This is a genomic window from Paenibacillus hunanensis, assembly GCF_034055775.1.
GTDB lineage: Bacteria > Bacillota > Bacilli > Paenibacillales > Paenibacillaceae > Saccharibacillus > Saccharibacillus hunanensis.
In genome coordinates this window covers 1475536-1499920 of sequence record NZ_CP139194.1, presented here as the reverse complement: position 1 = coordinate 1499920, position 24385 = coordinate 1475536, and the positions used below count along the sequence as shown (strand labels likewise).

Annotated in this window: 21 protein-coding genes and 1 other annotated feature; all 21 genes read right to left on the bottom strand. The window is 48.4% G+C overall.

The features are described from left to right. Nucleotides 1-91 precede the first annotated feature (91 nt). Nucleotides 92-1234 carry an FtsW/RodA/SpoVE family cell cycle protein gene (locus SK066_RS06015; protein ID WP_320544018.1) on the bottom strand — a complete coding sequence of 381 codons (1143 nt, stop codon included), beginning with the start codon at nt 1232-1234 and terminating at the stop codon, nt 92-94. Between the two features lie 6 nt (nt 1235-1240). Continuing rightward, entirely contained in the window at nt 1241-2035 is a 795-nt protein-coding gene (minD, locus tag SK066_RS06010) for a septum site-determining protein MinD (protein WP_188777141.1), read from the bottom strand. A 3-nt stretch (nt 2036-2038) separates the two neighbouring features. Beyond that, on the bottom strand, nt 2039-2713 hold the full coding sequence (locus SK066_RS06005; RefSeq protein WP_250344185.1) for a septum site-determining protein MinC: 675 nt from the start codon (nt 2711-2713) through the stop codon (nt 2039-2041). A 107-nt stretch (nt 2714-2820) separates the two neighbouring features. Further along, entirely contained in the window at nt 2821-3351 is a 531-nt protein-coding gene (mreD, locus tag SK066_RS06000) for a rod shape-determining protein MreD (RefSeq protein WP_284446301.1), read from the bottom strand. After that, the gene (gene mreC, locus SK066_RS05995; RefSeq protein WP_320544017.1) at nt 3351-4226 is read right to left on the bottom strand and encodes a rod shape-determining protein MreC; all 876 of its coding nucleotides are present in this window, start codon (nt 4224-4226) and stop codon (nt 3351-3353) included. The genes mreD and mreC overlap by 1 nt, the downstream gene beginning before the upstream one ends. 55 nt (nt 4227-4281) lie before the next feature. Beyond that, the gene (locus tag SK066_RS05990; RefSeq protein WP_188777135.1) at nt 4282-5316 is read right to left on the bottom strand and encodes a rod shape-determining protein; all 1035 of its coding nucleotides are present in this window, start codon (nt 5314-5316) and stop codon (nt 4282-4284) included. Between the two features lie 39 nt (nt 5317-5355). After that, nucleotides 5356-6045, bottom strand: a complete 690-nt coding sequence (gene radC, locus SK066_RS05985) for a RadC family protein (protein ID WP_188777133.1) — start codon at nt 6043-6045, stop codon at nt 5356-5358. 25 nt (nt 6046-6070) lie between these two features. Next, the gene (locus SK066_RS05980) at nt 6071-6682 is read right to left on the bottom strand and encodes a Maf family protein (RefSeq protein WP_320544016.1); all 612 of its coding nucleotides are present in this window, start codon (nt 6680-6682) and stop codon (nt 6071-6073) included. A 63-nt stretch (nt 6683-6745) separates the two neighbouring features. After that, nucleotides 6746-6988, bottom strand: coding sequence for a DUF4321 domain-containing protein (locus tag SK066_RS05975; protein ID WP_188777129.1), 243 nt, complete (start codon nt 6986-6988; stop codon nt 6746-6748). 194 nt (nt 6989-7182) lie between these two features. Then, nucleotides 7183-8568, bottom strand: a complete 1386-nt coding sequence (gene murC / locus SK066_RS05970; protein ID WP_320544015.1) for a UDP-N-acetylmuramate--L-alanine ligase — start codon at nt 8566-8568, stop codon at nt 7183-7185. 6 nt (nt 8569-8574) lie between these two features. Further along, nucleotides 8575-9951: a bifunctional folylpolyglutamate synthase/dihydrofolate synthase gene (locus SK066_RS05965; RefSeq protein WP_320544014.1), complete on the bottom strand. Its 1377-nt coding sequence runs from the start codon at nt 9949-9951 to the stop codon at nt 8575-8577. Between the two features lie 11 nt (nt 9952-9962). Further along, nucleotides 9963-12629 (bottom strand): valine--tRNA ligase, encoded by a 2667-nt coding sequence (locus SK066_RS05960; RefSeq protein ID WP_320544013.1) that lies wholly within the window; start codon nt 12627-12629, stop codon nt 9963-9965. 90 nt (nt 12630-12719) lie between these two features. Continuing rightward, nucleotides 12720-13032: a binding site (T-box leader), on the bottom strand. A 178-nt stretch (nt 13033-13210) separates the two neighbouring features. Then, nucleotides 13211-14275, bottom strand: coding sequence for an RluA family pseudouridine synthase (locus tag SK066_RS05955; protein WP_320544012.1), 1065 nt, complete (start codon nt 14273-14275; stop codon nt 13211-13213). 9 nt (nt 14276-14284) lie between these two features. Next, nucleotides 14285-15586: a glutamate-1-semialdehyde 2,1-aminomutase gene (gene hemL / locus SK066_RS05950; protein WP_320544011.1), complete on the bottom strand. Its 1302-nt coding sequence runs from the start codon at nt 15584-15586 to the stop codon at nt 14285-14287. Between the two features lie 414 nt (nt 15587-16000). Then, the gene (hemB, locus tag SK066_RS05945; RefSeq protein WP_188777121.1) at nt 16001-17014 is read right to left on the bottom strand and encodes a porphobilinogen synthase; all 1014 of its coding nucleotides are present in this window, start codon (nt 17012-17014) and stop codon (nt 16001-16003) included. Between the two features lie 171 nt (nt 17015-17185). Continuing rightward, nucleotides 17186-18739: a uroporphyrinogen-III C-methyltransferase gene (gene cobA, locus SK066_RS05940; RefSeq protein WP_320544010.1), complete on the bottom strand. Its 1554-nt coding sequence runs from the start codon at nt 18737-18739 to the stop codon at nt 17186-17188. Nucleotides 18740-18743: 4 nt separating this feature from the next. Beyond that, complete coding sequence (hemC, locus tag SK066_RS05935; RefSeq protein ID WP_320544009.1) at nt 18744-19694, bottom strand: hydroxymethylbilane synthase; 951 nt, start codon at nt 19692-19694, stop codon at nt 18744-18746. A 4-nt stretch (nt 19695-19698) separates the two neighbouring features. Further along, nucleotides 19699-20487 (bottom strand): precorrin-2 dehydrogenase/sirohydrochlorin ferrochelatase family protein, encoded by a 789-nt coding sequence (locus tag SK066_RS05930; RefSeq protein WP_320544008.1) that lies wholly within the window; start codon nt 20485-20487, stop codon nt 19699-19701. Further along, nucleotides 20484-21311, bottom strand: a complete 828-nt coding sequence (gene ccsA / locus SK066_RS05925; RefSeq protein WP_188777113.1) for a cytochrome c biogenesis protein CcsA — start codon at nt 21309-21311, stop codon at nt 20484-20486. The genes SK066_RS05930 and ccsA overlap by 4 nt, the downstream gene beginning before the upstream one ends. Nucleotides 21312-21325: 14 nt before the next feature. Further along, the gene (gene hemA, locus SK066_RS05920) at nt 21326-22711 is read right to left on the bottom strand and encodes a glutamyl-tRNA reductase (protein WP_320544007.1); all 1386 of its coding nucleotides are present in this window, start codon (nt 22709-22711) and stop codon (nt 21326-21328) included. A gap of 945 nt (nt 22712-23656) precedes the next feature. After that, on the bottom strand, nt 23657-24367 hold the full coding sequence (gene yihA, locus SK066_RS05915) for a ribosome biogenesis GTP-binding protein YihA/YsxC (protein WP_320544006.1): 711 nt from the start codon (nt 24365-24367) through the stop codon (nt 23657-23659). Nucleotides 24368-24385 lie beyond the last annotated feature (18 nt).

Genomic DNA, 24385 nt, shown 5'->3' with positions numbered 1-24385 from the left:
TGGCAGCCGACTGTTCAGTTATCTTTTTGCGTAACGCTATATCGTTGCTATAGCACAGCTTGCACCGCGCTATTATGCATTTGTATACACGCTACTCTACTTCATACTTTTCCTGATAAATCTTAATGCTGAGCACTAGCCCGATACTGAACATATTCAGCAACAACGATGTACCACCGTAGCTGATGAACGGAAGTGTAATCCCCGTGATCGGCATCAGACCAATCATCATCCCCACATTCTCAAAAATCTGGAACACGAACATGCTGACGATCCCGACGATGATATACGAGCCTCGTCGATCATAACATTGCAGTGCTATCAGAATCATCCGATAAATGAGCAGGAAGTATAGCATTAATAAGATCGATGCACCAACAAAGCCAAACTCTTCCCCGATTACGACAAAGATAGAATCGGAATACGGGTAAGGGACGAATTTATTGTTTTTCAACTGTCCTTGCATGTAGCCATCACCGAACAGGCCACCTGAGCCTACAGCGATCTTTGCATAACTGGACTGGTGCTTCGCATCATCCGATGCCTGACTTGGATCAACAAAGGTATTGATCCGCTCGTACCAGTGATACTTGTTATGCGAATAGAGATAGTCATGAATTTGCTGATTAAAGCTTGTAAACAGTACCATGATGAGCACTAATGCACCAATAACCGCGCCAAGCCCGATAATAACATGCGTATATTTCGTATTACCGATCCAGAGCATACCGACGAGAATGATCAGGTAGATGATTGCATTCCCAAGGTCAGGCTGAATGAGTACGAGGAAAAACGGTATAAATACGACAAGGCCGGTTGGCAGCAAATCCGAGCGAAACCGTAGCGGGTCACCGTCACGTTTACCAAGCAGATAGGCTGTTGATAAAATGACGACGATCTTCACCATTTCAGCAGGCTGGAATTGAAAGCCCGGGAAATTGTACCAGGACTTCGCACCATTAATCTCTGCTCCAAGTGGATACAGCAGCAGCAAGGATAGCAAGCCTACTCCATACCAGTACCAGTGCTTACGCAGCAAAAGACGATAATCAAAAATGCTCGTTGCAAACAATACGACAAAACCAACAATGTAAAAGATTAACGTACGTCCATCATAACCCGCAAACTTTGGATCAGGTGCAATCGCACTGCGTACAAGCAGTGTACTAAATACCATGAACACACCGAGCAGGGCAATAATTCCCCAATCCAGCTTTTTAAACTTGTTAAGCAAAATCCATCAACCCATTCCAAAAAACTTCTTAAAGCGAGAAAAGGCACTTTTCTTCTGATCCATGGGCATGAGTGGAACCGTGTCGCCCAAAATACGACGAGCGATATTACGGTACGCAATGGCAGCTTTGGAGTCAGGGTTCATTACGGTCGGCTCTCCAGAATTGGCAGCCTTAATGACCAGTTCATCATCAGGTACGACGCCAAGCAGGTCGATATTCAGCACCTGCAATACTTCATCAATGTCGAGCATATCTCCCGACTTCACCATGCTATGGCGAATACGATTCACGATTAGCTTGGGTGAGGTAATATGGGAGCTTTCCAGCAAACCAATCACGCGGTCAGCATCACGCACCGAAGCATTCTCCGGTGTTGTCATAACGATCGCCTGATCAGCTCCAGCAATTGCATTTTTGAAGCCCTGCTCGATCCCAGCAGGACAATCAATTAAAATATATTCAAAATCTTTCTTTAATTCTTCGATAATTTCTTTGACCTGCTCTGGTGAAACGGCATTTTTATCTTTGGTCTGTGCAGCAGGCAGCATATACAGCTCATCAAAGCGTTTGTCTTTAACAAGTGCTTGATTGAGCCGGCAACGGCCATCGGCAACGTCACACAGATCATAGATGATCCGGTTTTCCAGGCCCATCACGACATCGAGATTACGCAGGCCGATATCGGTATCAACCAGGCACACCTTTTTGCCGAGCAGCGCGAGCGCGGTACCTATATTTGCGGAAGTGGTTGTCTTTCCGACTCCGCCTTTGCCTGAAGTGACGACAATAGCCTCTCCCATGTACTACACCCCTTTAAACACATTAAAATCCCGACCTAGCCGAGCGATATTTGCCATTTTATCAATCTTCATCACACCGTCCTGTAAATACGCAAATTCCATATGGGATTCACGATTCTCGCCTTCATCCGGCGGACGGCTGATCAGATCGGCAATACGCAGCTGTGTCGGTGAAAAGAATGAAGCAGCGATAACCGCATCCTCATTGCCGTTAATACCGGCATGCGCCATTCCACGCAGAGCTCCGAGGATGTAAATGTCATCTGTGCTCGTAATTGTACCTCCTGCATTCACATCACCCAGGAATAATACAGGCCCTTCATGCTGAAGCACCTGACCGGATCGCACCATGCCCGTTACGATTTGAACGCGATTACGATCATAAATCTCAGGCTCTGGCTCCGCTGGTGCAGGCTCTTCAAAGGAGCGAACCAGCAAATTACCCTTCTGACTTAAAATGTCGAGCAAAATATCCTTCTGCTCTTCCGTCAATTCTCGTTCACCTGTACGAATATCCACATGCACAAGTGGCCCGGTCAAAATGTTCTGATGTGTATGCTCCAGCTTGAAGCGAAGATCGGTGACCAGGTCTTCAAAATCACATGTATCATCAAATTGGAATGTTAATCCATCTTTTATCCCTTTAATCGTTACAAAGCGTGAAGCTCTTACAGCCATTCATCGCTCACCCCCACCTACTATCAGTTCGTGCTGACGGCGGGAAATCCTGCCTGAACCAATAATTAAGACCGCGACCTTATAGGCCACGGCCGCTACGCACGCGCCTATTCCTCTTCGGCAGCGCGTCTGCGCAGCTTTGCAACCTCTTCGAGCTGACGGCGCACAGGCACACAAATGATAAGCGCAAATACAAAATGCAGCAGCAGATTCGGGAACATGTAATGTCCGAGTGCCCACGCATAAGGTTCACGCGTCAATCCGAATACGAGATAGATACCGTACAGCAAATGATCCAGCAGCAGGCTGCCGATCAGAACGACTGTCATCATCAGCGGATACGGGGCTTTGGTGGATTGAAAGAGTAGTCCAAGCACATAAGCCGACAACCCCATCGCAAATGCATAAGCCCCGATCATATCACCGTAAAAGACTACATCGTGCAGCAAGCCGAAGATTAAGCCGAGTACAAGTGCAGTATGACGATGATAATAGATCGAAACAAACAAAATCAAAATGTACGCCAGATGTGGAATCAGACGTCCATGCATCGCATCTGGAATAAGCCAGGGCACGATCGTGCCCTCCCAGATAAAGACGAAGAATAACAGCAGCAGCAACACAATACGGCGCACCATTATTCCTGCGCCTCCTTCGTATAAACGACAAACACTTCTTTCCAATCCTTAAAGTCTGCCGAAGGATCAATCGTAGCTGTGTTAGTTAGACCGAAGTCACCCACCTGACGGCTGACGACCTTACCGATGATCATGCCGCGTGGGAATAAGCCCCCACTACCGGAGGATACGATCGTATCGCCAACGGCGAGCGGATCATTTTCCTTGATCTGCGTCATTGTGAGCATACCTGTCGCCTTGTCATAGCTCTCTACCATACCGAACGATTCGTTCTCTTTGCCGACTGCGGTTGCAGCAATCGCCTTGGAGTTCGGATCGAGTGGATCCAGTGTAGTTAGTAGCTTAACCGTCGCATGGTAATTGCTCGTCTGACTTACGATACCGACCATACCTTGCAGCGAGATGACCGGCATATCTTTACGCACGCCATCCTTGCTGCCCAGATCGATCACAATCGTACCGGTATCTTCATCATTGTCCACACTAGTTACATTAGCAATGTGTAGATCAAATTTGTTTTGAGCGAGCTGACTTTGTGTAAACTTCAGCTGCTCCTTATAGCGTTCATTCTCCTGCACCAGACGGCTATAGTTGGCTTGCTGCATCATGTATTGTGCAGCCGTCAGCTTTAATTGCTGATTCTCCTCATATACTCCGCTCAGGTCGCTGATATCTTCAAAGAAGCCCGCTATGTAAGAAGCGGGCTTGTAAAATACACCTTGCACAAAACCGACGGTATCCCGGGTGAATTTCTCCGGCCAGGATATCGAGCCGCGGTTGGTCAACGTATATCCCATTAACGCGATGAATAAAATCAGTCCTACCAGCAGGATAAACAGTTTCTTGTTACCCAGCAGCTTAAACAGTTTCAACACCCTCTTAATTAACGGTTATTCTTCCCTGGTAGGGGTTGACCATAATGGCCGTAAATTATCGTTTGGAACGGACGGCCGAGCTGCTGCGAGCTTTCAACATGTCGATATTTTCAAGCGCCTTACCTGTACCGATCGCTACGCAATCCAGCGGATTTTCAGCGACGATAACCGGCATGCCTGTTTCACCTGCAAGCAGCTTGTCCAGGTTACGCAGCAATGCGCCGCCACCTGTCAATACAATACCACGATCCATAATGTCGGCTGCCAGTTCTGGCGGACATTTTTCCAGTGTAACTTTGACCGCTTCTACAATTGCAGTAACCGTATCAGACAGCGCTTCTGCAATTTCGTCAGAGGTAATGGTCAGTGTTTTTGGCAGACCTGTTACGAGGTCACGACCGCGAATCTCAAGTGTTTCCACTTTTTCAAATGGAGTGGCAGAGCCAATGTCCATTTTGAGTTGCTCGGCTGTACGCTCACCGATCATCAGATTGTACTGACGCTTGATGTACTGGATAATCGCTTCATCCATCTCATCACCAGCTACACGCACAGAGCGGCTTGTTACGATACCGCCAAGGGAGATTACCGCAACTTCGGTTGTACCGCCACCGATGTCAACGACCATGCTACCTGTCGGTTCCCATACTGGCAGGTCTGCACCAATTGCTGCTGCAAACGGCTCTTCGATCGTGTACGCTTCACGCGCACCAGCTTGCTTGGTTGCATCCTCAACAGCACGTTGTTCAACAGCTGTAATGCCGGAAGGCACACAAACCATCACGTATGGATGTTGCGGGAACATCGAACGCTGCTTTTGAGCTTGACGAATGAAATATTTGATCATCGTCGCTGTTGTATCGAAGTCAGCGATAACGCCATCCTTCATCGGACGAATCGCACGAATGTTACCCGGTGTACGACCGATCATTTTTTTAGCAGACTCACCAACAGCTTCAATCGTATTCGTATCGGTACGAATGGCTACAACCGAAGGCTCCCTAACAATAATTCCTTTTCCTTTTGCATATACGAGTGTATTCGCGGTTCCGAGGTCAATCCCCAGATATTTTGTAAAGCTCCCAAACATAACTTTTAACTCCCTTTCCTCTGAATCTCGACTATTATATTACATTAGGCCCTGTTCCTTCAAACTTACGAATCTTGTGTCCCCGATTACGAGATGATCTAGCACTTCAATACCGATCAATTGTCCCGCTTCCACGAGTCTACGAGTCAGTGCAACATCCTCCGGGCTTGGCGTTGGATCACCACTTGGATGATTGTGCGCACAAATCACGGACGCGCTGCTGCATTTGATCGCAGCACGAAATACTTCACGTGGATGAACAATCGACGCATTCAGGCTGCCCATCGATAACGTTTCCTGGGAAATAATATGATTCTTCGTGTTTAGAAATAGGCATACAAAATGTTCTTTTTGCAAATAACGCATCTGTTCCATTAGAAAATCTGCCGCATCCTTCGGCGAGCGTACAATACGTGCTTCCTCGCGTCCAGTACGGGCAATCCGTCTTCCCAGCTCAATACCAGCCTTGATCTGAATCGCTTTGGCAGTACCGATGCCACGTATGGCGGTCAGCTCCTCAATGCTCATATCGACCAATTGACGTATACTACCGACCTGCTGCAAAATGCGCGCAGCGAGATGAACAGCAGACTCGTCCCTCGTACCGGTTCGAAGCAAAATCGCCAGCAGCTCGGCGTGACTTAGCGATTCCTCCCCATAGCTCATCATACGCTCACGCGGACGATCTTCAAGGGGAATATCGCGCAAAAGATATTGTGGCGACTCCATGCGCGGTCCTCTTCTCTTTAAGGAATCAAGCTTCAAGTACAGATACGCCAAATTCCTCCAGCATATCGCTTAATACAGGTACAGGCAATCCGACCACAGTGAAATAACAGCCTTCAATCCGCTCAACTAGGGTAGAACCTAATCCTTGAATAGCATACGATCCCGCTTTGTCGGCAGGCTCCCCACTACGCACGTAAGCGTTGATTCGCTCAGGCGTAAGAGACTTCATATGTACGGCGGTACGACTGTATTCAGTACGTGTATGTCCAGTTGCTGCGTCTACACAGGCAATGCCTGTATACACATGATGCGTCCGACCTTGAAGCGTCTTCAGCATATCTTCGGAATCGGCTTCATTCACTGGCTTACCAAAAATTCGCCCATCCAGCACGACAATCGTATCGCTACCGATAATCAGCGCATCCGGCCAGCGTTCAAGCGCCTGTTGCCGAACGGCTTCTGCCTTACGTACAGCAAGCTCTGTCACCACCTGCTGGGGCGACCACTCGGATGGAACGGATTCGTCCGCATCGCTGGGCAATACCTCAAACTCCAATTGCAAAGAGGCCATCAATTCCTTTCTCCTTGGAGACGCGGACGCCAGTACAATCGTGCGACGTGAAGGTTGTCTGCTCATAAGAAAGGCCCTCTCCTTTTACCATGTCAGTAAGTTATTCAAGCATTCATGCTTCATCTGTCATCAGAGCTTACGATACAGCCAGATCGAGACGATAACGCCAATCAGACTGAGCAGGCTCATTTTCAAATGAAGATCGATATTGTAACGAATAATGTTCAAATTCGCACTGGGAGACCAATCGATTGTCGTCGATTTGGTCAAAAAAGATAACATCGTTACGGGTTCCAGCAATGTAGACACCCACGTGCCTAGCAGCCAGCCAAGCAATAAAAATAAAATCAGCGTTCCTGCATTCTTTTTCATACGAGGATTCCCCTGCCTTTAATTTGACACCACATTATTATACGTTGATTCCAGCGGCAATACAAACAAAAAAGAAAGCTGGCACTTATAAGCGAATACGCAGTGAAAAAGACTGCCAGACGACAGTCTTTTTCGCATATCCGTTCCTATTGTGCACATATTAGCTTATGAATAGCTGCTTGATCCGTTACGAATCAATCGATCGTTTCTGTAGATTGCAGCTGATCAGCGAGTGATTTGGCTACTTTCCAGATGTCACCTGCGCCCATCGTAATGATCAGATCGCCCGATGTCATGCGGGTAGACAGATCATCGATCACGGTCTGCTTATCCGCCACATAGACGGCATTTTCATTGCTATGCTTGCGGATCAAATCGACCAGCACCGATGAATGCACACCCTCGATCTGCTTTTCACCTGCTGGCGCGTAAATATCCGTAATGATGACTTCATCCGCTTCGCTAAAGGCACGGCTGAATTCATCGAGTAAGAAATACGTACGTGAATAGCGCTGTGGCTGGAAAATCGCAATAATGCGCTTGCCGGTCGCACGTGCTGCCTGCAAGGTCACTTCAATCTCTGTCGGATGGTGAGCATAATCGTCCACGATCAAAATATCGCGTGCCTCGCCCATCACCTGAAAGCGGCGCTTCGCACCTTGAAAGCGTACAATCGCTGCCGCTGCCTCGGTAAAGGAAAGTCCAGTTTGCAGACAAGCGATAATCGTTGCCATCGCATTGTACACATTGTGAATACCAGGTACAGATAGATGTACTGTACCAAGCTGCTCTCCCCCATGATGCATGACAAATGAAATGCGACGATCGCCAGGCTCGATATCAGTTGCTGTATAATCCGCATTCTCGTCTATACCGAATGTGATCGTATCCCCTTCGATATTCGGTAGCAGCTCACGAATATTTTCGTCATCTGCATTGACGATCGCTTTACCACCTGGCTGCAATTGACTCAAAAATTGCACATAGGCTGCCTTGATATTAGCAAAATCACCATCATAGTTTTCTAGATGATCCGCTTCAATATTCGTTACAACGGCAATCGCTGGATGATATTGCAGGAATGTACCGTCACTCTCATCCGCTTCGGCAACAACATAGTCGCTTTTACCTGCCTTGGCATTGGTGCCCAGATTGACGATCTCACCGCCGATAATATAGGTCGGATCGGTTGCACATTCTTCCAGTACGAGTGCAATCATCGAAGATGTTGTTGTTTTACCATGTGCGCCTGCAACAGCGACACCCTTACGTTCATTAAGCAGACGTGCTAGCATTTCCGAGCGATGCAGCACGGGAATGTTCAGCTTGCGCGCTTCAACGAGCTCTACATCATCCTGCGCTACAGCAGAGGAATAGACGAGCAGGTCTGCACCATGCACCATTTCCGGCGAATGCCCAATATGCACCTCTGCCCCTTGTTGCTGTAGCTTTTGCGCCAGTGCGCTCATCGCTACATCGGAACCGGTAACTTTATATCCCATTTCCAGCAGCACCTTGGCGATCGCGCTCATGCCGTATCCACCAATACCGATAAAATGTATATGTTGTGTTTTATTCATCGTGTCTCACCAGCCCTTTTCAGAATCGGTTTGATGCAAAAGAGTCGCTCTTACATCTGAAATTAAATACAGTGTTCCGGTAACGACCCCTAGATCTTCCCGTTCTGTCTGCGACTGTAGCAGCTTGATTGCCTGCTTCCAGTCGGGTTCTACTGTAATTTGTACGTGTGTTCTGCCCATGTCTGCTGCCAGACGGCGCACTAGCACCGCCAGCTCCTCAGCCGACATTTTACGGCGGAAATCCGGCTCCGTCAAAATAATACTATCTGCAATGGATAGCAGCTGGCGGAATACCGGCTCATGCTGTTTATTTTCAAGCATTCCGGCAAGGAAATGCAATTTGTTATAGGTATAGGTCTGCGGAATGCTCTTCACGAGCGATGCAGCACCCTCGGGATTATGCGCACCGTCCAGCACGATATGCGGCTCGATACGCACCGTTTCCAGTCGCCCTGCCCAGAAGGTATGACGAAAGCCTTGCTGTAGCGGTTCATCATCCAGCACAAACGCCATATACTGACGCAGCACCTCCAATGTCATCATCGCCAGTCCAGCATTGGCACATTGATGCTCACCCTGCATACCAATCTCCAGCTCCATTTCACGAAACGGGCCTTCAAAATGGAAACGCTGGCTGTGCTCATCACCGGATACGCGAGTCGCACGATAATCACGATTTGCCAAATACATACGGCTACGGCATTGGTCTGCGCGCCCAGCCATAACCTCGATGACTTCAGGTTGATCTACACTGGTAACGACAGGAACACCTGGCTTAATAATGCCCGCCTTTTCGAACGCAATCTTCTCCAGTGTATCGCCAAGAATGTCAGTATGATCGTAGCCTACATTCGTAATCACCGATACGACGGGATGCACAATGTTGGTCACATCCATACGTCCACCAAGACCGGTTTCCCAGACGACCACATCGGGATAGCATACTTCTGCATAATACAGAATTGCCAGTGCGGTTGCCACCTCGAACATCGTTGGTGAACCAAGCTCGGTTGCGGCAATCTCTTCGACTAGCGGCTTCAAGCGGTTGGATAGCTGAAGCAACGTCTCCTCCTCGATATCCTGCCCATTGTACTGAAACCGATTCGTAAACTTCGTAATATACGGTGAAGTGAATGTGCCTACATCATATCCGCAAGAGAGTAACGCACTTGTCAGAAAAGCGCAAGTACTGCCTTTACCATTCGTACCTGCGACATGGACAAACTTCAGTCTGCGGTGCGGATGACCGAGCAGCTCCATCAGCCGCTCGATCCGCTCCAATCCCGGTCTAATACCAAATGGAATCAGTCCATTAATCCATTCTACTGCCTCATCATACGTATGTAGAGGGGCAAGCTGCCCCTCCGCAGAATCATATGTCATCGTAATCACCCTTAACCTTTCAGTTCGGCAATACGGGCAAGAACCTTGTCACGCTTGTCGGAATAGTCAGCCTGCTTGGCGCGTTCTTCCTCGATGACTTTAGCTGGTGCTTTGGATACGAAGCCTTGATTGGACAGCTTCTTCTCCACGCGCTCCACTTCGCTGTTCAGCGTCGCCACTTCTTTTTCCAGACGAGCGATTTCCTGACTAATATCGAGCAGACCTGCCAGTGGCAAGTACAGCTCTACACCTGTAACAACCGCAGACATCGCTTTATCCGGTGCTGCGATATCGAGTCCTGCTGCATATTCAGATGTGTTACAGAAGCGACGGATATAGTGCTCGTTCGACGAGATGATATCCAGAATACGCTGATCGCCTGCTTTTACAAGTAATTCGATCTTTTTGCTCATCGGTACGTTCACTTCAGCACGGATGTTACGAACCGAGCGAATGATCTCGATCAGCAGTGTCATTTCTTCTTCTGCTGCTTTATTTTCCAGTGCTGGATCGAAGGTTGGCCATGCTGCCAGTGTAATGGTATTACCTTCGTGCGGCAGATGCTGCCAGATTTCCTCCGAAATAAACGGCATAAATGGATGGATCATGCGCATCGTGCGATCCAGTACATAGGCGAGTACGGATTGCGTCGTTTTCTTCGCTGCTGCATCTTCTCCGTATAGAGACAGCTTGGCAATCTCGATATACCAGTCACACAGATCATCCCAGATGAAGTTATACAGCAAACGTCCGGTTTCGCCAAATTCATAGGAATCGATCAGACGCGTAATATCGCGTGCTGTTTCATTCAAGCGATGCAAAATCCAGCGATCCGCAGTGCTCAAGTTGCCGGACAGATCGATATCTTCAAAGGTGAAGCCTTCCATGTTCATCAATGCAAAACGGGAGGCATTCCAAATTTTATTCGCAAAGTTACGGGATTGCTCTACACGCTCCCAGCGGAAACGAAGATCCTGACCTGGCGTGCTGCCCGTCGAAATCATATACCGCATTGCATCCGCGCCATATTGCTCGATCACGTCGAGCGGATCCACACCGTTGCCCAGCGACTTGGACATCTTCTGACCGTCAGCTGCACGAACGAGACCATGCATGAGTACATCCTTAAACGGAATCTGATCGGTAAACTCCAATCCGGTAAAGATCATACGCGCAACCCAGAAATAGATAATGTCATAGCCGGTTACGAGCAGATCGGTCGGATAGTAGCGTTTCAGGTCTTCCGTTTGATCTGGCCAGCCCAGTGTGGAAAATGGCCATAGCGCAGAGCTGAACCATGTATCCAGTACATCATCATCCTGGCGCAGCGTTTTGCCTGCATGCTCTGGCAAGCCTGTTGGGTCTTCAGCCGAAACGATAATTTCGCCAGTTTCCTCACAGTACCATGCCGGGATACGATGTCCCCACCAGAGCTGACGGGAAATACACCAGTCGCGTACATTTTCGATCCAGTTCAGATACGTTTTCTCAAAACGATCCGGTACGAAGTTCGTGCCATTGCCACTGCGTTGTGCTTCGATCGCTTTATCTGCCAGTGGTTTCATTTTAACGAACCATTGTGTGGACAGATACGGCTCAACTACAGCGCCTGTACGCTCGCTATGACCTACCTGATGCAGGTGATCTTCGATTTTGATCAATACGCCAGCTTCTTGCAGGTCTTTGACGAGCTGCTTACGTGCATCACTGCGATCCATGCCCTGATATTTATCCGCATTTTCGTTCATGATGCCGCCTTCGTCCATCACAACGATCTGTTGCAGATCATGACGCTGACCCATTTCAAAGTCGTTTGGATCGTGAGCTGGTGTGATCTTGACTGCACCACTACCAAATTCACGGTCTACATAATCGTCAGCAATAATCGGAATCTCGCGGCCCGTAATTGGCAGTACGAGCATTTTGCCGATCATGTCGCTATAACGCTCATCCTTCGGATGAACAGCAACCGCTGCATCGCCCAGCATCGTTTCTGGACGAGTCGTTGCTACAACAATGGAGCCACTGCCGTCTTGGAGCGGATACTCCAGATGGTACAGATGACCGTTCACTTCTTTGTATTCAACCTCAATATCCGACAGGGCAGTACGCGCCTGCGGATCCCAGTTGATGATGCGTTTGCCACGGTAGATCAGCCCTTTTTCATATAGGGTTACGAATACGTGGCGAACCGCTTTGGACAGACCTTCATCCAGTGTAAAACGCTCACGGGAATAGTCCAGCGAGAAGCCCATTTTCGCCCATTGCTCATGGATCGTCTCGGCGTATTTATCCTTCCATTCCCATACCTTCTCCAAAAACTTCTCGCGTCCCAGATCATGACGTGTGATGCCTTCGGCACGCAGATTTTGCTCAACCTTAGTCTGTGTCGCAATCCCTGCATGGTCAGAGCCTGGCAGCCAGAGTGCGTCATAGCCCTGCATACGCTTCGTACGAATCATAATATCTTGCAGTGTAAAATCAAGCGCATGACCAATATGCAGCATACCGGTTACGTTTGGCGGTGGAATTACGATCGTATATGGTGTAGCATCCGGGCGCTGACCCGCTTTGAAAAACTCATTTTCCATCCAGTAATCGTACCATTTGCGTTCGGCCGCTTTCGGGTCGTACGTCGTTGGCATCGAGGTTGTTGCTGTGTTGTTCGTCTCTGTCATGCAGATCCCTCCATCAAGTTTCGATCATTAGTATTGGACAAGCGTGTATTCATACCCTTTCGGCGCATAAAATAAAAAAAGCCCTTCGTCTCAAAGGACGAAAGGCATTGCTCTCGTGGTACCACCTTTGTTTCGTTACCTGCTGAAGGGCAGTGCAATTATAGCCTGACCCATATGGATCGCTATACGCGTGGTAACGACACTCGAAGGCAGATAACGGCTGCTACCGGTCTATTCTAGCTCCGTCTGTCGCCAGCCATTTGACTATGCAGGAACAAGGACGGGATTCAAATAAACGACTTCCGGGCGACTTCGACGTCTCGTATCCTGCAGAACCTTTCAGCGCAGCAGTTCCGCTCTCTAGAGGCCGATAACATCTACTATTCCCGTTCATAGTCTGTATGATTGATCAAGCTATATGGTGCAATAATTTCACTCAACATCATAACTTGGTAACCGTGGAAAGTCAATATAAAGCTAACATGAATACGGATGCTTGTGTCCTTCTCGCAGTGAAGTGCAGCTCTTATGAATAGATATATCAATGAAAGAAGTTCCTATACCTATTTCTTGAGCTACCTTTACAGCAATTTCAATCCCCTTGCCGCTTGTTCCAGATCAGCAGGCCACGGGTCGTTGATGCTCAACGGCTCGCCTGTCCATGGATGGGTGAAGCCAAGCTGTTCGCCGTGCAGTGCCTGACGTGGGAGCAGGTCAGGTTTGCCGCCGTACAGTGTGTCGCCGATTAGAGGGTGACCCACATAGCTCATATGCACTCGGATCTGGTGTGTGCGGCCGGTTTCAAGCTCGAGTTGAACAAGACTGGCTTTAGGAGTTGTACGTAAGCATTGGACATGTGTGATCGCTGCCTGTCCGCCAGGTGAGACGCGGCGGCGTTGCTTGTGATGACGGTCTTTGCCGATCAATTCATCAATCACGTTTAAGCGTTCATTTACTTTGCCATGCACCAGTGCGACATAGCGACGATGGATGGATTTGCTGCGCATTTGTTCATCGAGCAGGTAGAGTGCAAGCTCGTTTTTGGCATATAGGACGGGGCCTGTTGTATCCTCATCTAGTCGATGTACATGACGAACGGCACAGGATTGACCTGTTTGTTCGTAGTAGGCTGCAACTGCGTGGGCGAGCGTAATCGTTGCGTCATTGGCATCGGATGGATGCACATTCATACCGGCTGGCTTGTGGACAACGAGTACATAATCATCCTCGTATAGCACTTCAAGATTATAGCTATAATCCGGCTGGAAACCGTACGGAGTATTAGGAAATACGCGCAAGCGGATATGATCACCCTGTAGCTGAATTTCACCACGTGATTGCAGCAATCCAACAATTTTAGCTGGAAATGCTTCGCTTTTAAGCCATTCCATCATCCGTACATGTCGACCCTCTGGCCGTTCGAGATCAAGGCTACGATCTGGTATGATCTCCAGCCACTCTCCGCGGCGAACCGCATGCTCAGTCGGTAGCCATTGCTTAGGACGATGTGTAGCGACAGGCTTTATTTGATCCGAACGCTGGAAAGAGGCAGTGGGTGTCACTGCCTCTTCCTGTGGTGGATGTCCAGCTACGGATGATACTGCTTCTTTCGCAGGTTTATTTTGATCTGCATCCGTCATTTTCATCGTCCTCCATTAGAGCGACTTCATCACTTCACGATGAGCCGCGATTGTTGCATCAATATCCTCGTCACTGTGTACAGCCGAGATGAACATGCCTTCAAATGGAGATGGAGCAACACTAATGCCGTGGTTCAGCATGCCGCCAAAGTAGCTCTTAAAGCGCTCCATATCACTCAGCTTGGCTGTATCGTAGTTCGTTACCGGCCCTTCAGTCAGGAATGGGCACACCATCGAGCCTACACGATTGATCGTGAGCGGAATTCCTGCTTCTTTTGCATTTTGTTCAAAACCAGCTTGCAGCCGTGCCGCAGCCGTTTCCAGACGATCATATACTTCCGGTGTGAGCAGGCTCAGTGTCGTAAAACCAGCAACCATGGCCAGCGGATTCCCGCTCAGTGTACCTGCCTGGTAAATTGGGCCTGTTGGCGCGATCTGCTCCATAATTTCACGTTTACCGCCATACGCTCCTACAGGCAAGCCACCGCCGATTACTTTACCCAGACAGGTCAAATCTGGTGTTACACCGTAACGTCCCTGTGCACAGTTCATGTGTACACGGAAGCCAGTCATAACCTCATCGAAAATGAGCAAAGCGCCGTATTGTGTAGTCACATCACGCAGTCCCTGCAAAAAGCCATCCTGTGGTGGAACAACGCCCATATTACCAGCAACGGGTTCAACGATCACACAGGAAATGTCTTCACCGAATCGTTCAAATGCGAGCTTGACCGCTTCCAGATCGTTGTAAGGAACGGTAATTGTATTCGATGCGATCGATTCCGGTACACCGGGGCTGTCTGGCAATCCCAGTGTTGCAACGCCAGAGCCTGCTTTGATCAGCAAGCTATCGCCATGCCCATGATAGGAGCCTTCAAATTTTAAAATTTTATTACGCTTGGTGTAACCACGAGCAAGGCGAATCGCGCTCATCGTTGCTTCTGTACCCGAATTGACCATGCGTACAATATCAATCGATGGTACACGCTCTACGACGAGCTTGGCCATCTCCGTTTCGATCTTAGTCGGTGCACCAAAGCTTGTTCCGCGTGCTGCTGTTTCTTGCAACGCCTGAACGACCTTCGGATGCGCATGACCCATAATGAGTGGTCCCCATGAACCGACATAATCGATAAACGAATTACCATCAATATCGTATAGACGCGAGCCTTCGCCACGTTCAGCATAGACAGGCGTCAGCCCTACCGTTTTAAATGCACGTACCGGACTATTTACACCACCGGGAATATAATGTTTTGCTTCCTCAAACGCTTCGCGTGAAAGTTCATCACGGCGTACAGATTTCATTTGATTCATTGCACAAGCACCTCCAGAACATAGTTATCATTGCCAGTCATTATAGTTTCATAAGTAAATCGAATGTGAAGTCAAATCGGGGTTAAAGCATGCCGCTTGTCTGCAAAGCACACAGACGGTAGCCAGCTATTCCAACGCCAATCGCAGCTGGCAATCTGCGCTCATCTTTACCTTTACCCGATTCCTGACACTTCTGCACAATGGATTAGTACAGAAGCTGATTAGCAGCTACGCGAATCTAATGCGAATCGGCTCAAGTGGTATGTAATGCGGCGCCTTTACCTCATAAAGGCACCGCTTTTTCTCGTTTGCATCATGGGTGAAAATTAGCTGATAAAACCAGCCGAGCGCTATCGATCATTTGCTATCGATCAATATGCTTCTAGCTTAATTGTTGGATATCACAGCTAGAACTTACACCCATTCCTCACGCAGCCAACGTACAACATCCTTGGAGAAATACGTGATAATCATGTCAGCACCGGCACGTTTCAGACCGAGCATCATTTCAGTTACAATGCCGCGCTCATTGATCCAGCCTTGCTGTGCAGCTGCTTTGACCATCGCGTATTCACCGCTCACATTATACGCCACGAGTGGCAGATCGAAGTTGTCACGCACTACACGCAGAACATCCATATACGCCAGTGCTGGCTTTACCATCAGCATATCTGCACCCTGCTGTACATCACTCTCAGCTTCGCGCAGAGCTTCACGCACATTGGCCGGGTCCATTTGATAGGATTTGCGATCGCCAAATTGTGGTGCCGATTGTGCAGCTTCACGGAATGGACCGTAGAAAGCAGACGCATATTTCACTGCATACGACATAATTGGCACGTCTTCAAAGCCTGCTTCATCTAGCGCTTCACGGATCACCTGAACGAATCCGTCCATCATATTGGAGGGTGCAATAATGTCAGCACCTGCTTGGGCCTGTGATACGGCTGTCTGCGCGAGCAGGACGAGCGATTCATCATTGTCCACATCCGCATGAATATGACCATCATGCTCATGCGTGTGCACCACACCACAGTGTCCATGATCGGTAAATTCGCACAGACAGGTATCTGCAATCACAACCAGCTCTGGATAGTTTTCTTTGATCATCCGAATCGCTTGCTGCACGATTCCTTGATCGGAATAAGCACCTGTTCCCAGGCTGTCCTTCGCTTCGGTTTCTGGTACACCAAATACCATCACGGATGGGATACCCAAACTTACGATCTCATCAATTTCTTCGCCCAGACGATCCAGTGAGAAATTGAATACGCCCGGCATTGAGGAAATTTCCAGCTTCACGTCTGTTCCGTACGTTACGAATACAGGCTGAATAAAATCGTTTTTGTGTAATTGTGTTTCTCTAACCATGCCGCGAATAGCAGGGGTTTTACGTAGACGACGGTGTCTTGCAAAAGATTGACTCATAACTTTATTCCTCCATGTTCATTCTATTTTTAGATGATCGATCACGAAAAAGAAGGCCGACCTGCTTATCGCTCTGGTCGGCATACGAGGATGTCGATCATCAACATCGTTCCTGTTGGTTATAGCGTATCACTCAACTTTTTTCAAAGCTGATCATACTAATCGCAATTCTTAGTATATCGATGGCAAGCTATCTTTATTCCAGCGGCATAGCACATCGATCAAGCCGTCAATCGTAGAAGATTCAGCTAGCAGGTCTACCTTGAGTCCCTGCTCCTCAGCCGTTCGTGCCGTCTGAGGGCCGATGCATGCAATCGTGCTATGAGCAAGTGCAGCCACTGGATCCTCAAAGCCCAGCTTGCGTAGCGCTGTAATCAGATTGGTCACTGTAGATGAGCTGGTAAAGGTTACAGCATGAATCGCCTTTTCCTCTAGCAGCTTTTTCAGCTCCATGTCCTCTTCACCTACAAGCACGGTTTCGTACGTATCAATCTCGGTAACATCTAAACCCATCTTCGCTAGCTCCTGTGGTAACCAGACACGCGCTAGATCGCCACGAGGGAGCAGCACCTTTTGCCCGGCAGATAATTCACCTTGCAGATGCTCAAGCAAGCCCTCAGCATGAAACTTTTGCGGTAAGGCGGTAGCCACAATGCCGTGGCTGCGCAGTGCATCTCTTGTTGCCGGGCCAACAGCTGCGATTCGAGCACGATGTAGCGCACGAATATCTTGACCTTGCTGCTCCAGATGACGGAAGAAGTACTCGACTCCATTAACGCTTGTGAAAAAGACCCAATCATATTGCTCCAGCTCATTCAACGCCTGCTGAATCTGTACGAGCTTTTCCGAAGAAGTCGGCATGACCGTTTCGATAACTGGATATTCGTAAGGCTCTCCGCCTAGCTCATCAATTCGATCTACCAGCTCGCTCGCCTGACTGCGAGCACGGGTAACGAGAATTCGTTTACCGAATAAAGGCAATTGCTCTGCCCAGTGCAGTCGCTCACGCAGGTTCACCACCTCGCCAACAACAATGACCGCAGGTGGTTTAAAGTTCGCCGCTTCAACCTTGGCAGCAATATCCTTGAGCGTGCCGACAAGTGTCTCCTGTTCGGCACGTGTCCCCCAGCGTACAAGCGCGACTGGCGTATCCTCTGGACGGCCGTAGCGAATCAACTGCTCGCTAATATAACCGATCTTTGCCACACCCATCATAAATACGAGTGTGCCTGTCGCATGCGTAACCTTGTCCCAATGAATACTGTGATCCAGCTTATCCGGGCTTTCATGTCCGGTAATAATGGACACGGATGAAGCCCAGTCCCGATGCGTAACGGGAATACCCGCATACGCAGGCACAGCAATCGAAGATGTGATGCCAGGGACGATCTCATAAGGAATATCGTGCTGTCGCAAAAGCTCCGCTTCTTCAGCTACGCGCCCGAAAATGGTCGGGTCGCCGCCCTTCAGCCGGACAACCACCTTACCTTGCAGCGCCAGATCGACCAGCAGCTGATTAATCTCCTCCTGCTTCATCGTATGACGATCAGGCAGCTTACCGACATAAATCTTCTCCGCCCCCGGCTTCGCCTGCTTGAGCAAACGAGGACTTGCCAGTCGATCATATACGATCGCATCTGCCAATGCGATACATTCCCAGCCACGCAGTGTAATCAGCTTCAAAGCTCCTGGACCTGCGCCTACCAGATACACCTTGCCGGTCATTCCTTCATCCCCTAACTTCTGCCAGAATCTGATCCGCCCCGCGACGCTTCAGCTCATCAGCTACAGCTATACCAAGCTGTACAGGATCATGTCCTTGTAATGTCTCCTTGAGCATCGTTATTCCATCAGGTGAGGCTACCATTCCCGTTAATTGTATAACGTTTTCGTCCTGACCGGAATGGGAAGGATGCAGACGTACTGCATAGGCTCCGATTGGAACCTGACAGCCACCGTTTAACTCCGCCAAAAAGGTACGTTCCGCGATAACCGTTGTTGCTGTAAGATCATCATTATACAGTGACAACAACCCGAGCAACTCCAGATCATCACCGCGGCATTCAATACCGAGCGCGCCCTGACCGACCGCTGGCAAACAAATATCGGCTGGCAAATACGCACTAATACGATCGGTCCAGCCCATCCGCTCTAAGCCTGCCGCAGCAAGCATAATAGCGTCAAAGCCTTCCGTTTCCAGCTTACGCAAACGCGAGTCGATATTACCACGAATCGATTGAATATCGAAATCCGGACGATAGGCCTTGAGCTGGCTCGCACGTCTCAAGCTGCTGGTGCCGATCTTAGCTCCCTGCGGCAAGTCGTCCAAGCCTTTATCTCCACGTGTAATAATACAATCACGTGGGTCTACACGCTTTGGAATTGCACCATTCACCAGACCTTCTGGCAATTCAGATGGCATGTCCTTCATGCTGTGTACAGCCATATCGATCTCGCCATCGATCAGCGCCTGCTCAATCTCCTTCACGAACAGACCTTTACCACCGACCTTGGACAAGGTTACATCCAGAATGCGGTCGCCCTTGGTGACGATCTTTTTAACTTCAAATTCGACCTCCAGCCCCTGACTAGCAGCAATCTGCTGTAGCGCATCAATTACATGCCCTGTCTGGGTCAGTGCAAGAGCACTCTGTCGACTTCCTACGATAATTTTGCGCATGACGTTATCTCCCCCGATATTGTATGATCCATTGCTCGATCTGTTCTTCATCCCACCATACAAATTGCTTATGTCGGATTTGAGCCAGCACATCAAGTGTCGCCGCCTGTTCAAGTAAGCGTCTGCGCTCCTGCGGATCATGCACCACCTGTTTAATATGGTGACGCAGATGATACATGAACTCCATATACAGCTCATAATCCTCGTCAAAATAGTTTTCCAACTCGCTCACAATCCGGCGACTAATCGCAGGCCCTGCACCCGAAGTCGATACCGAAGCAACCAATCGTCCACGCCGAATGACAGCCGGGTTAATAAATGTGCCCAGCTCATGGCGATCGGCTACATTGACCGGAATTCCACAGCGCTGCGCCTCTTCGGCTATGCGTTGGTTCACATCTGGTCGTGAAGTAGCGGCATACACAAGCAGATACCGCTGCAGTCGATTCGATGAGTCCGTGACTGTCTGGGATGGCTCTGCTGTGGTGAAATCTGTATCTGTATTTGAATGGGTAACTGTGTTTGAATTTCTATCTATTCCACTGCTATGCACCGCACTCAAGCTAGCGCTCAAATCACCTGCTATATACGTACGCTGCAACCAGTGCAATTTGCCTCTTTCAGCGAGTTCCTTCACCACAGCAGTCACTTCCGGGCTGATGACGATGACGATCGCCTTCGCCTCAAGCATATGGATAATTTTGCGTTCGGCTACCCTGCCCCCGCCAATGACCAGTATAGGTCGGGCGCGGCAATCCAGCATAATCGGCAAATATGGTACATATTCACTCATGAGCCCACCCACTGATGAAACGCTGACCACGAATTGGCGACAAAGTTTAAAATAAATACGATATAGCCTGCAATTGCCCAGCGTGCCATAATGACAGGCGAGTAACTACGCAATCGGCGTGTTGCAAAATAGGCAATATACACACACAATGCCAGCAGTGTAAATACAACCTTCAAATCAAGCAGCAAAATATACCGCCCTTCCGAGAAAATAGACATTAACGCCACGATCAGTGATACGATCAACAGCGGTGTACCGATCAGCATCGAGGTGTAGGTGTACTTTTCCATACTTTCCAGGCTTGGCAATCTGCGTACGGTATTATCCCACTTTTTCCGCTTGAGCTTGCGATGTAAAAATAAATACATTGCCGCAAACACCGCAGACACTGTATAAAAGGCAAAGCTCAAATTCGCCAGTACAACATGCAAAATGAGCAAGCCGTGCACCGTATCCCAGCCGGACGGCAATGCGCCTTCACCAGGAGAGTGCAGTCGGTTTTGCACCATCGCACAAAAGCCGATCACATTTAGTAATAACACCGCATATTCGGTCTTGAGCACCTTTTCGATAAAAAAGGAGATCAGAATCAAAATAAACGTTAAGAAAAAGAAAAAGTCATACGTTGAAAATAGCGGCAATGTCCGTTCATCTATCGTGCGAATCGTAATACTGATCGCTTGAATCGCACTTACCATAATAAGAAACCCTGTGCCGATCCGCTTCGCCCTCGGATTGCGACGAATGCAATCCGAGAAATAAAACAGAAGGCTCAGGGCGTATAGGTAGATAATCACATCATATAACAGGTTGAACAGTGTCAACACGAATCACCTGCCTACAGGGTTGCGGAAGCAAAGTAAGCCAGGCTTCCTTCAACAACCGGTGGATGGGAAGAAATCGGTGCACGTTTTGGCACTGCCTTAAGCTCCGTAGCTGGCTCGGATGCAGTCTCTACCTCATCCTCAAGCGCAAACATACGGGTGAAAAGTTCAAGGGTATCGGCGCCGTTTTTCTCGGCTGCCATCTCTTTGATCCGGTTAATCGGATCGTGATTCATCTGGTTCACGATGCTCTTGGTCAGACGGCTGATCACCTTACGCTGACGCTCGTCCAGCTCAGGCAGCTTGTTAAACAAGCTTTCCAGTGTATCCTCGTGAATACGTGCTCCACGCTCCTGCAAGGCACGAATGACCGGCTTCACACCGAGTGTTTTCAACCATTGCTGGAACACCTCGATCTCTTCACGGATCATACGTTCAATCTTGATCGCTTCTGCACGACGCATCGCCATATTGCTCTCCACGATGCCTTCCAGATCATCGATATCATACAGGAATACATTGGATACTTCAGCTACCGATGGATGAATATCACGTGGTACAGCAATATCAATCATAAACAGCGGACGCGATTTGCGCTGCTTCATACTGCTGGAGATCACATTCTGCCCCAGTACATAGCCCTGCGCTCCCGTCGAGCTGATCAAAATATCTACTTCGTGCAGACGCTGCAAGCCTTCCTCGATCGTACATGCTGTACCATCGAACTTGTGCGCCAGCTCCTGTGCGCGACCAATTGTACGATTCGCCACAATAACCTCTGCCGCACCGTTTGCATACAGATGCTTCACGGTCAGCTCGCTCATTTTGCCTGCGCCCAGAATCATAATCGTTTTATTATGAAAAGCACCAAAAATCCGCTTGCCCAGCTCGACAGCTGCATAGCTAATCGATACTGCGCTCTCGCCAATCATCGTCTCCGCATGAGCACGTTTGCCCAGCGTCACCGCTTGCTTGAACAGCATATTGAACCATGTTCCAGTCGCCTTATTCTCTTGCGCGAGCTGGAATGCACGCTTCACCTGACCCAGAATCTGAGTCTCGCCGATCACCATAGAGTCCAGTCCACAGGTCACACGGAACAAATGTTCAATCGCCTGCTCATCTTCATATATATACAAATGCTGGGTAAATTCCTCACGGGAAATACCGAACCATTGCTCCATGAAATTACGGATATAATGACCGCACATATGCAAACGATCCAGAACAACATAGATTTCTGTACGATTGCACGTTGCGACGATGGTGCCTTCCAATACACTTTGCGTGCTTTTCAGCTGCCGGAGAGCTTCCGGTAAATCCTCATCCGCAATGGCAAACCGTTCTCGTACCTCAATCGGTGCTGTGCGGTAGTTGAGTCCGACAACAACAATGTGCATTGCAAGTTCACCTGCCTAGTCTAAAAGTTGTAACTACATCTTCTCACGTTTTAACAATACGTTAATTATATCACATTGATTTGCCCAATTTCGGCGTTTTTATGAAATGTTTATGAAATCCAGATGCAGATTTATAAAATGCCATCAGTTCGTCACACCCATTCTATACGTACCCGAATATGACTTATTTGCTACTTATATCGGCACGTAGAGATGAATAGAACAGAGGGACTGCCGAAAAAAAAGCATCCATTCGTCGATTAATGACGCGATCAGATGCTTTTTTCTTATTTTAACATATTCAATTTGAAGGTAAACCATTTGAGGGAAAACTTCACTGGATATTCAGAATCATATAGGGGGCAAGATTGAGCGTTGGGGCAACCTAACTGTAATCGTACCACTTCACATTCATATTTTATATGTAGAGGGTGTGATGACCACTTAGATGCTGAGGCAACCACCACTTACGGTAAGGAATAAGGGAACGTCCTCAGGTGGAGCAGAGAAATCTACGAATTAGAAGTTAGTGTAGATTCCTCTGCTCCAAAGAGGTAAGATATTTTGCTTCGCAAAAATCACTTTTTATTGAACTTCGTGTTAGAAGATCACTAACACTGTAAGTCGTCCTTTTCCCTTATTTCCTTTCCTCCGTTCTGTGCGGGTTGCAACATACTTATTCTTGGATAGTTGAATTAGCAACATTATTTCTAAATCATCTTTTTCTTTATCTATTTCACAAAATCAGCTGCTAACTCACCTTAAAATTTAAATCAACATATCTTAGTTTTACAGCATTTATTTTATGATTATGTTATTACGAATATTTAAAACTCCAACTTGATCAATACCTTAAAAATAAGCGGTCGAGGGAATAGTACCCTGACCGCTTATTTTTAATAATCATAACACGTAGTGAACGCTTAACTGTACAATATGACTCGCTTATTGATCGGCAGATTTCTCTGCTTTATCATTCAGCTCATCTTCACCATCAGCGATGTCTTCACCTTCAACTGACTCTTCGTCCAACTGGGCATCCTGATCGTCTTCATATTCCTCTTCATCGTTGCCAAACGCGTGGCGTTCGATGATTGCCCACAGCTCGTCTTTGCCCAAGCCTGTTTCTGAGGAGAACATCACGAAGTCGTCTTCAGGGACGAAGCCGAGTGCTTGTTTGACGATTTTGACGTGCTTTGCCCATTTGCTGCGTGGGATTTTGTCGGCTTTGGTAGCTACGACGCAAATATTGCAATCGTAGTGCTTGAGCCAGTCGTACATGAGGATGTCGTCCTTGGACGGCTCGTGGCGCAGATCGATGACGAGCAGAACGAGCTTGAGCGGTTCGCGCTCGAGCAGGTAGCGTTCGATCATTTTGCCCCATGCTTCGCGTTGGGACTTGGACACTTTGGCGTAGCCATAGCCCGGGAAGTCGACGAAATACATCATCTCATTGATTTTATAGTAGTTCAAATGCTGTGTTTTACCCGGTGTTGAACTGGTACGCGCCAGATTTTTGCGATTGATCATCCGATTCGTTAGCGAGGACTTACCTACATTGGATCGTCCCGCCAGTGCTACTTCCGGCAAGCCGTCTTCTGGATATTGATCCGGTCTGACGGCACTAATAATAAATTCTGCTTGATTAACTTTCATTCGATTCATTTCCTTCCT

Excerpts from the sequence above, each read along its gene's own strand:
- SK066_RS06005 (WP_250344185.1), bottom strand. The coding sequence starts at position 2,713 with ATGGCTGTAAGAGCTTCACGCTTTGTAACGATTAAAGGGATAAAAGAT.
- hemC (WP_320544009.1), bottom strand. The coding sequence starts at position 19,694 with ATGCGCAAAATTATCGTAGGAAGTCGACAGAGTGCTCTTGCACTGACC.
- SK066_RS05975 (WP_188777129.1), bottom strand. The coding sequence starts at position 6,988 with ATGAAAAAGAATGCAGGAACGCTGATTTTATTTTTATTGCTTGGCTGG.
- SK066_RS05980 (WP_320544016.1), bottom strand. The coding sequence starts at position 6,682 with ATGAGCAGACAACCTTCACGTCGCACGATTGTACTGGCGTCCGCGTCT.
- cobA (WP_320544010.1), bottom strand. The coding sequence starts at position 18,739 with ATGACCGGCAAGGTGTATCTGGTAGGCGCAGGTCCAGGAGCTTTGAAG.
- hemA (WP_320544007.1), bottom strand. The coding sequence starts at position 22,711 with ATGCACATTGTTGTTGTCGGACTCAACTACCGCACAGCACCGATTGAG.
- minD (WP_188777141.1), bottom strand. The coding sequence starts at position 2,035 with ATGGGAGAGGCTATTGTCGTCACTTCAGGCAAAGGCGGAGTCGGAAAG.
- murC (WP_320544015.1), bottom strand. The coding sequence starts at position 8,568 with ATGAATAAAACACAACATATACATTTTATCGGTATTGGTGGATACGGC.
- SK066_RS05930 (WP_320544008.1), bottom strand. The coding sequence starts at position 20,487 with ATGAGTGAATATGTACCATATTTGCCGATTATGCTGGATTGCCGCGCC.
- yihA (WP_320544006.1), bottom strand. The coding sequence starts at position 24,367 with ATGAAAGTTAATCAAGCAGAATTTATTATTAGTGCCGTCAGACCGGAT.
- mreD (WP_284446301.1), bottom strand. The coding sequence starts at position 3,351 with ATGGTGCGCCGTATTGTGTTGCTGCTGCTGTTATTCTTCGTCTTTATC.
- hemB (WP_188777121.1), bottom strand. The coding sequence starts at position 17,014 with ATGAGTCAATCTTTTGCAAGACACCGTCGTCTACGTAAAACCCCTGCT.
- SK066_RS05965 (WP_320544014.1), bottom strand. The coding sequence starts at position 9,951 with ATGACATATGATTCTGCGGAGGGGCAGCTTGCCCCTCTACATACGTAT.
- hemL (WP_320544011.1), bottom strand. The coding sequence starts at position 15,586 with ATGAATCAAATGAAATCTGTACGCCGTGATGAACTTTCACGCGAAGCG.
- SK066_RS05960 (WP_320544013.1), bottom strand. The coding sequence starts at position 12,629 with ATGACAGAGACGAACAACACAGCAACAACCTCGATGCCAACGACGTAC.
- radC (WP_188777133.1), bottom strand. The coding sequence starts at position 6,045 with ATGGAGTCGCCACAATATCTTTTGCGCGATATTCCCCTTGAAGATCGT.
- SK066_RS05990 (WP_188777135.1), bottom strand. The coding sequence starts at position 5,316 with ATGTTTGGGAGCTTTACAAAATATCTGGGGATTGACCTCGGAACCGCG.
- SK066_RS05955 (WP_320544012.1), bottom strand. The coding sequence starts at position 14,275 with ATGAAAATGACGGATGCAGATCAAAATAAACCTGCGAAAGAAGCAGTA.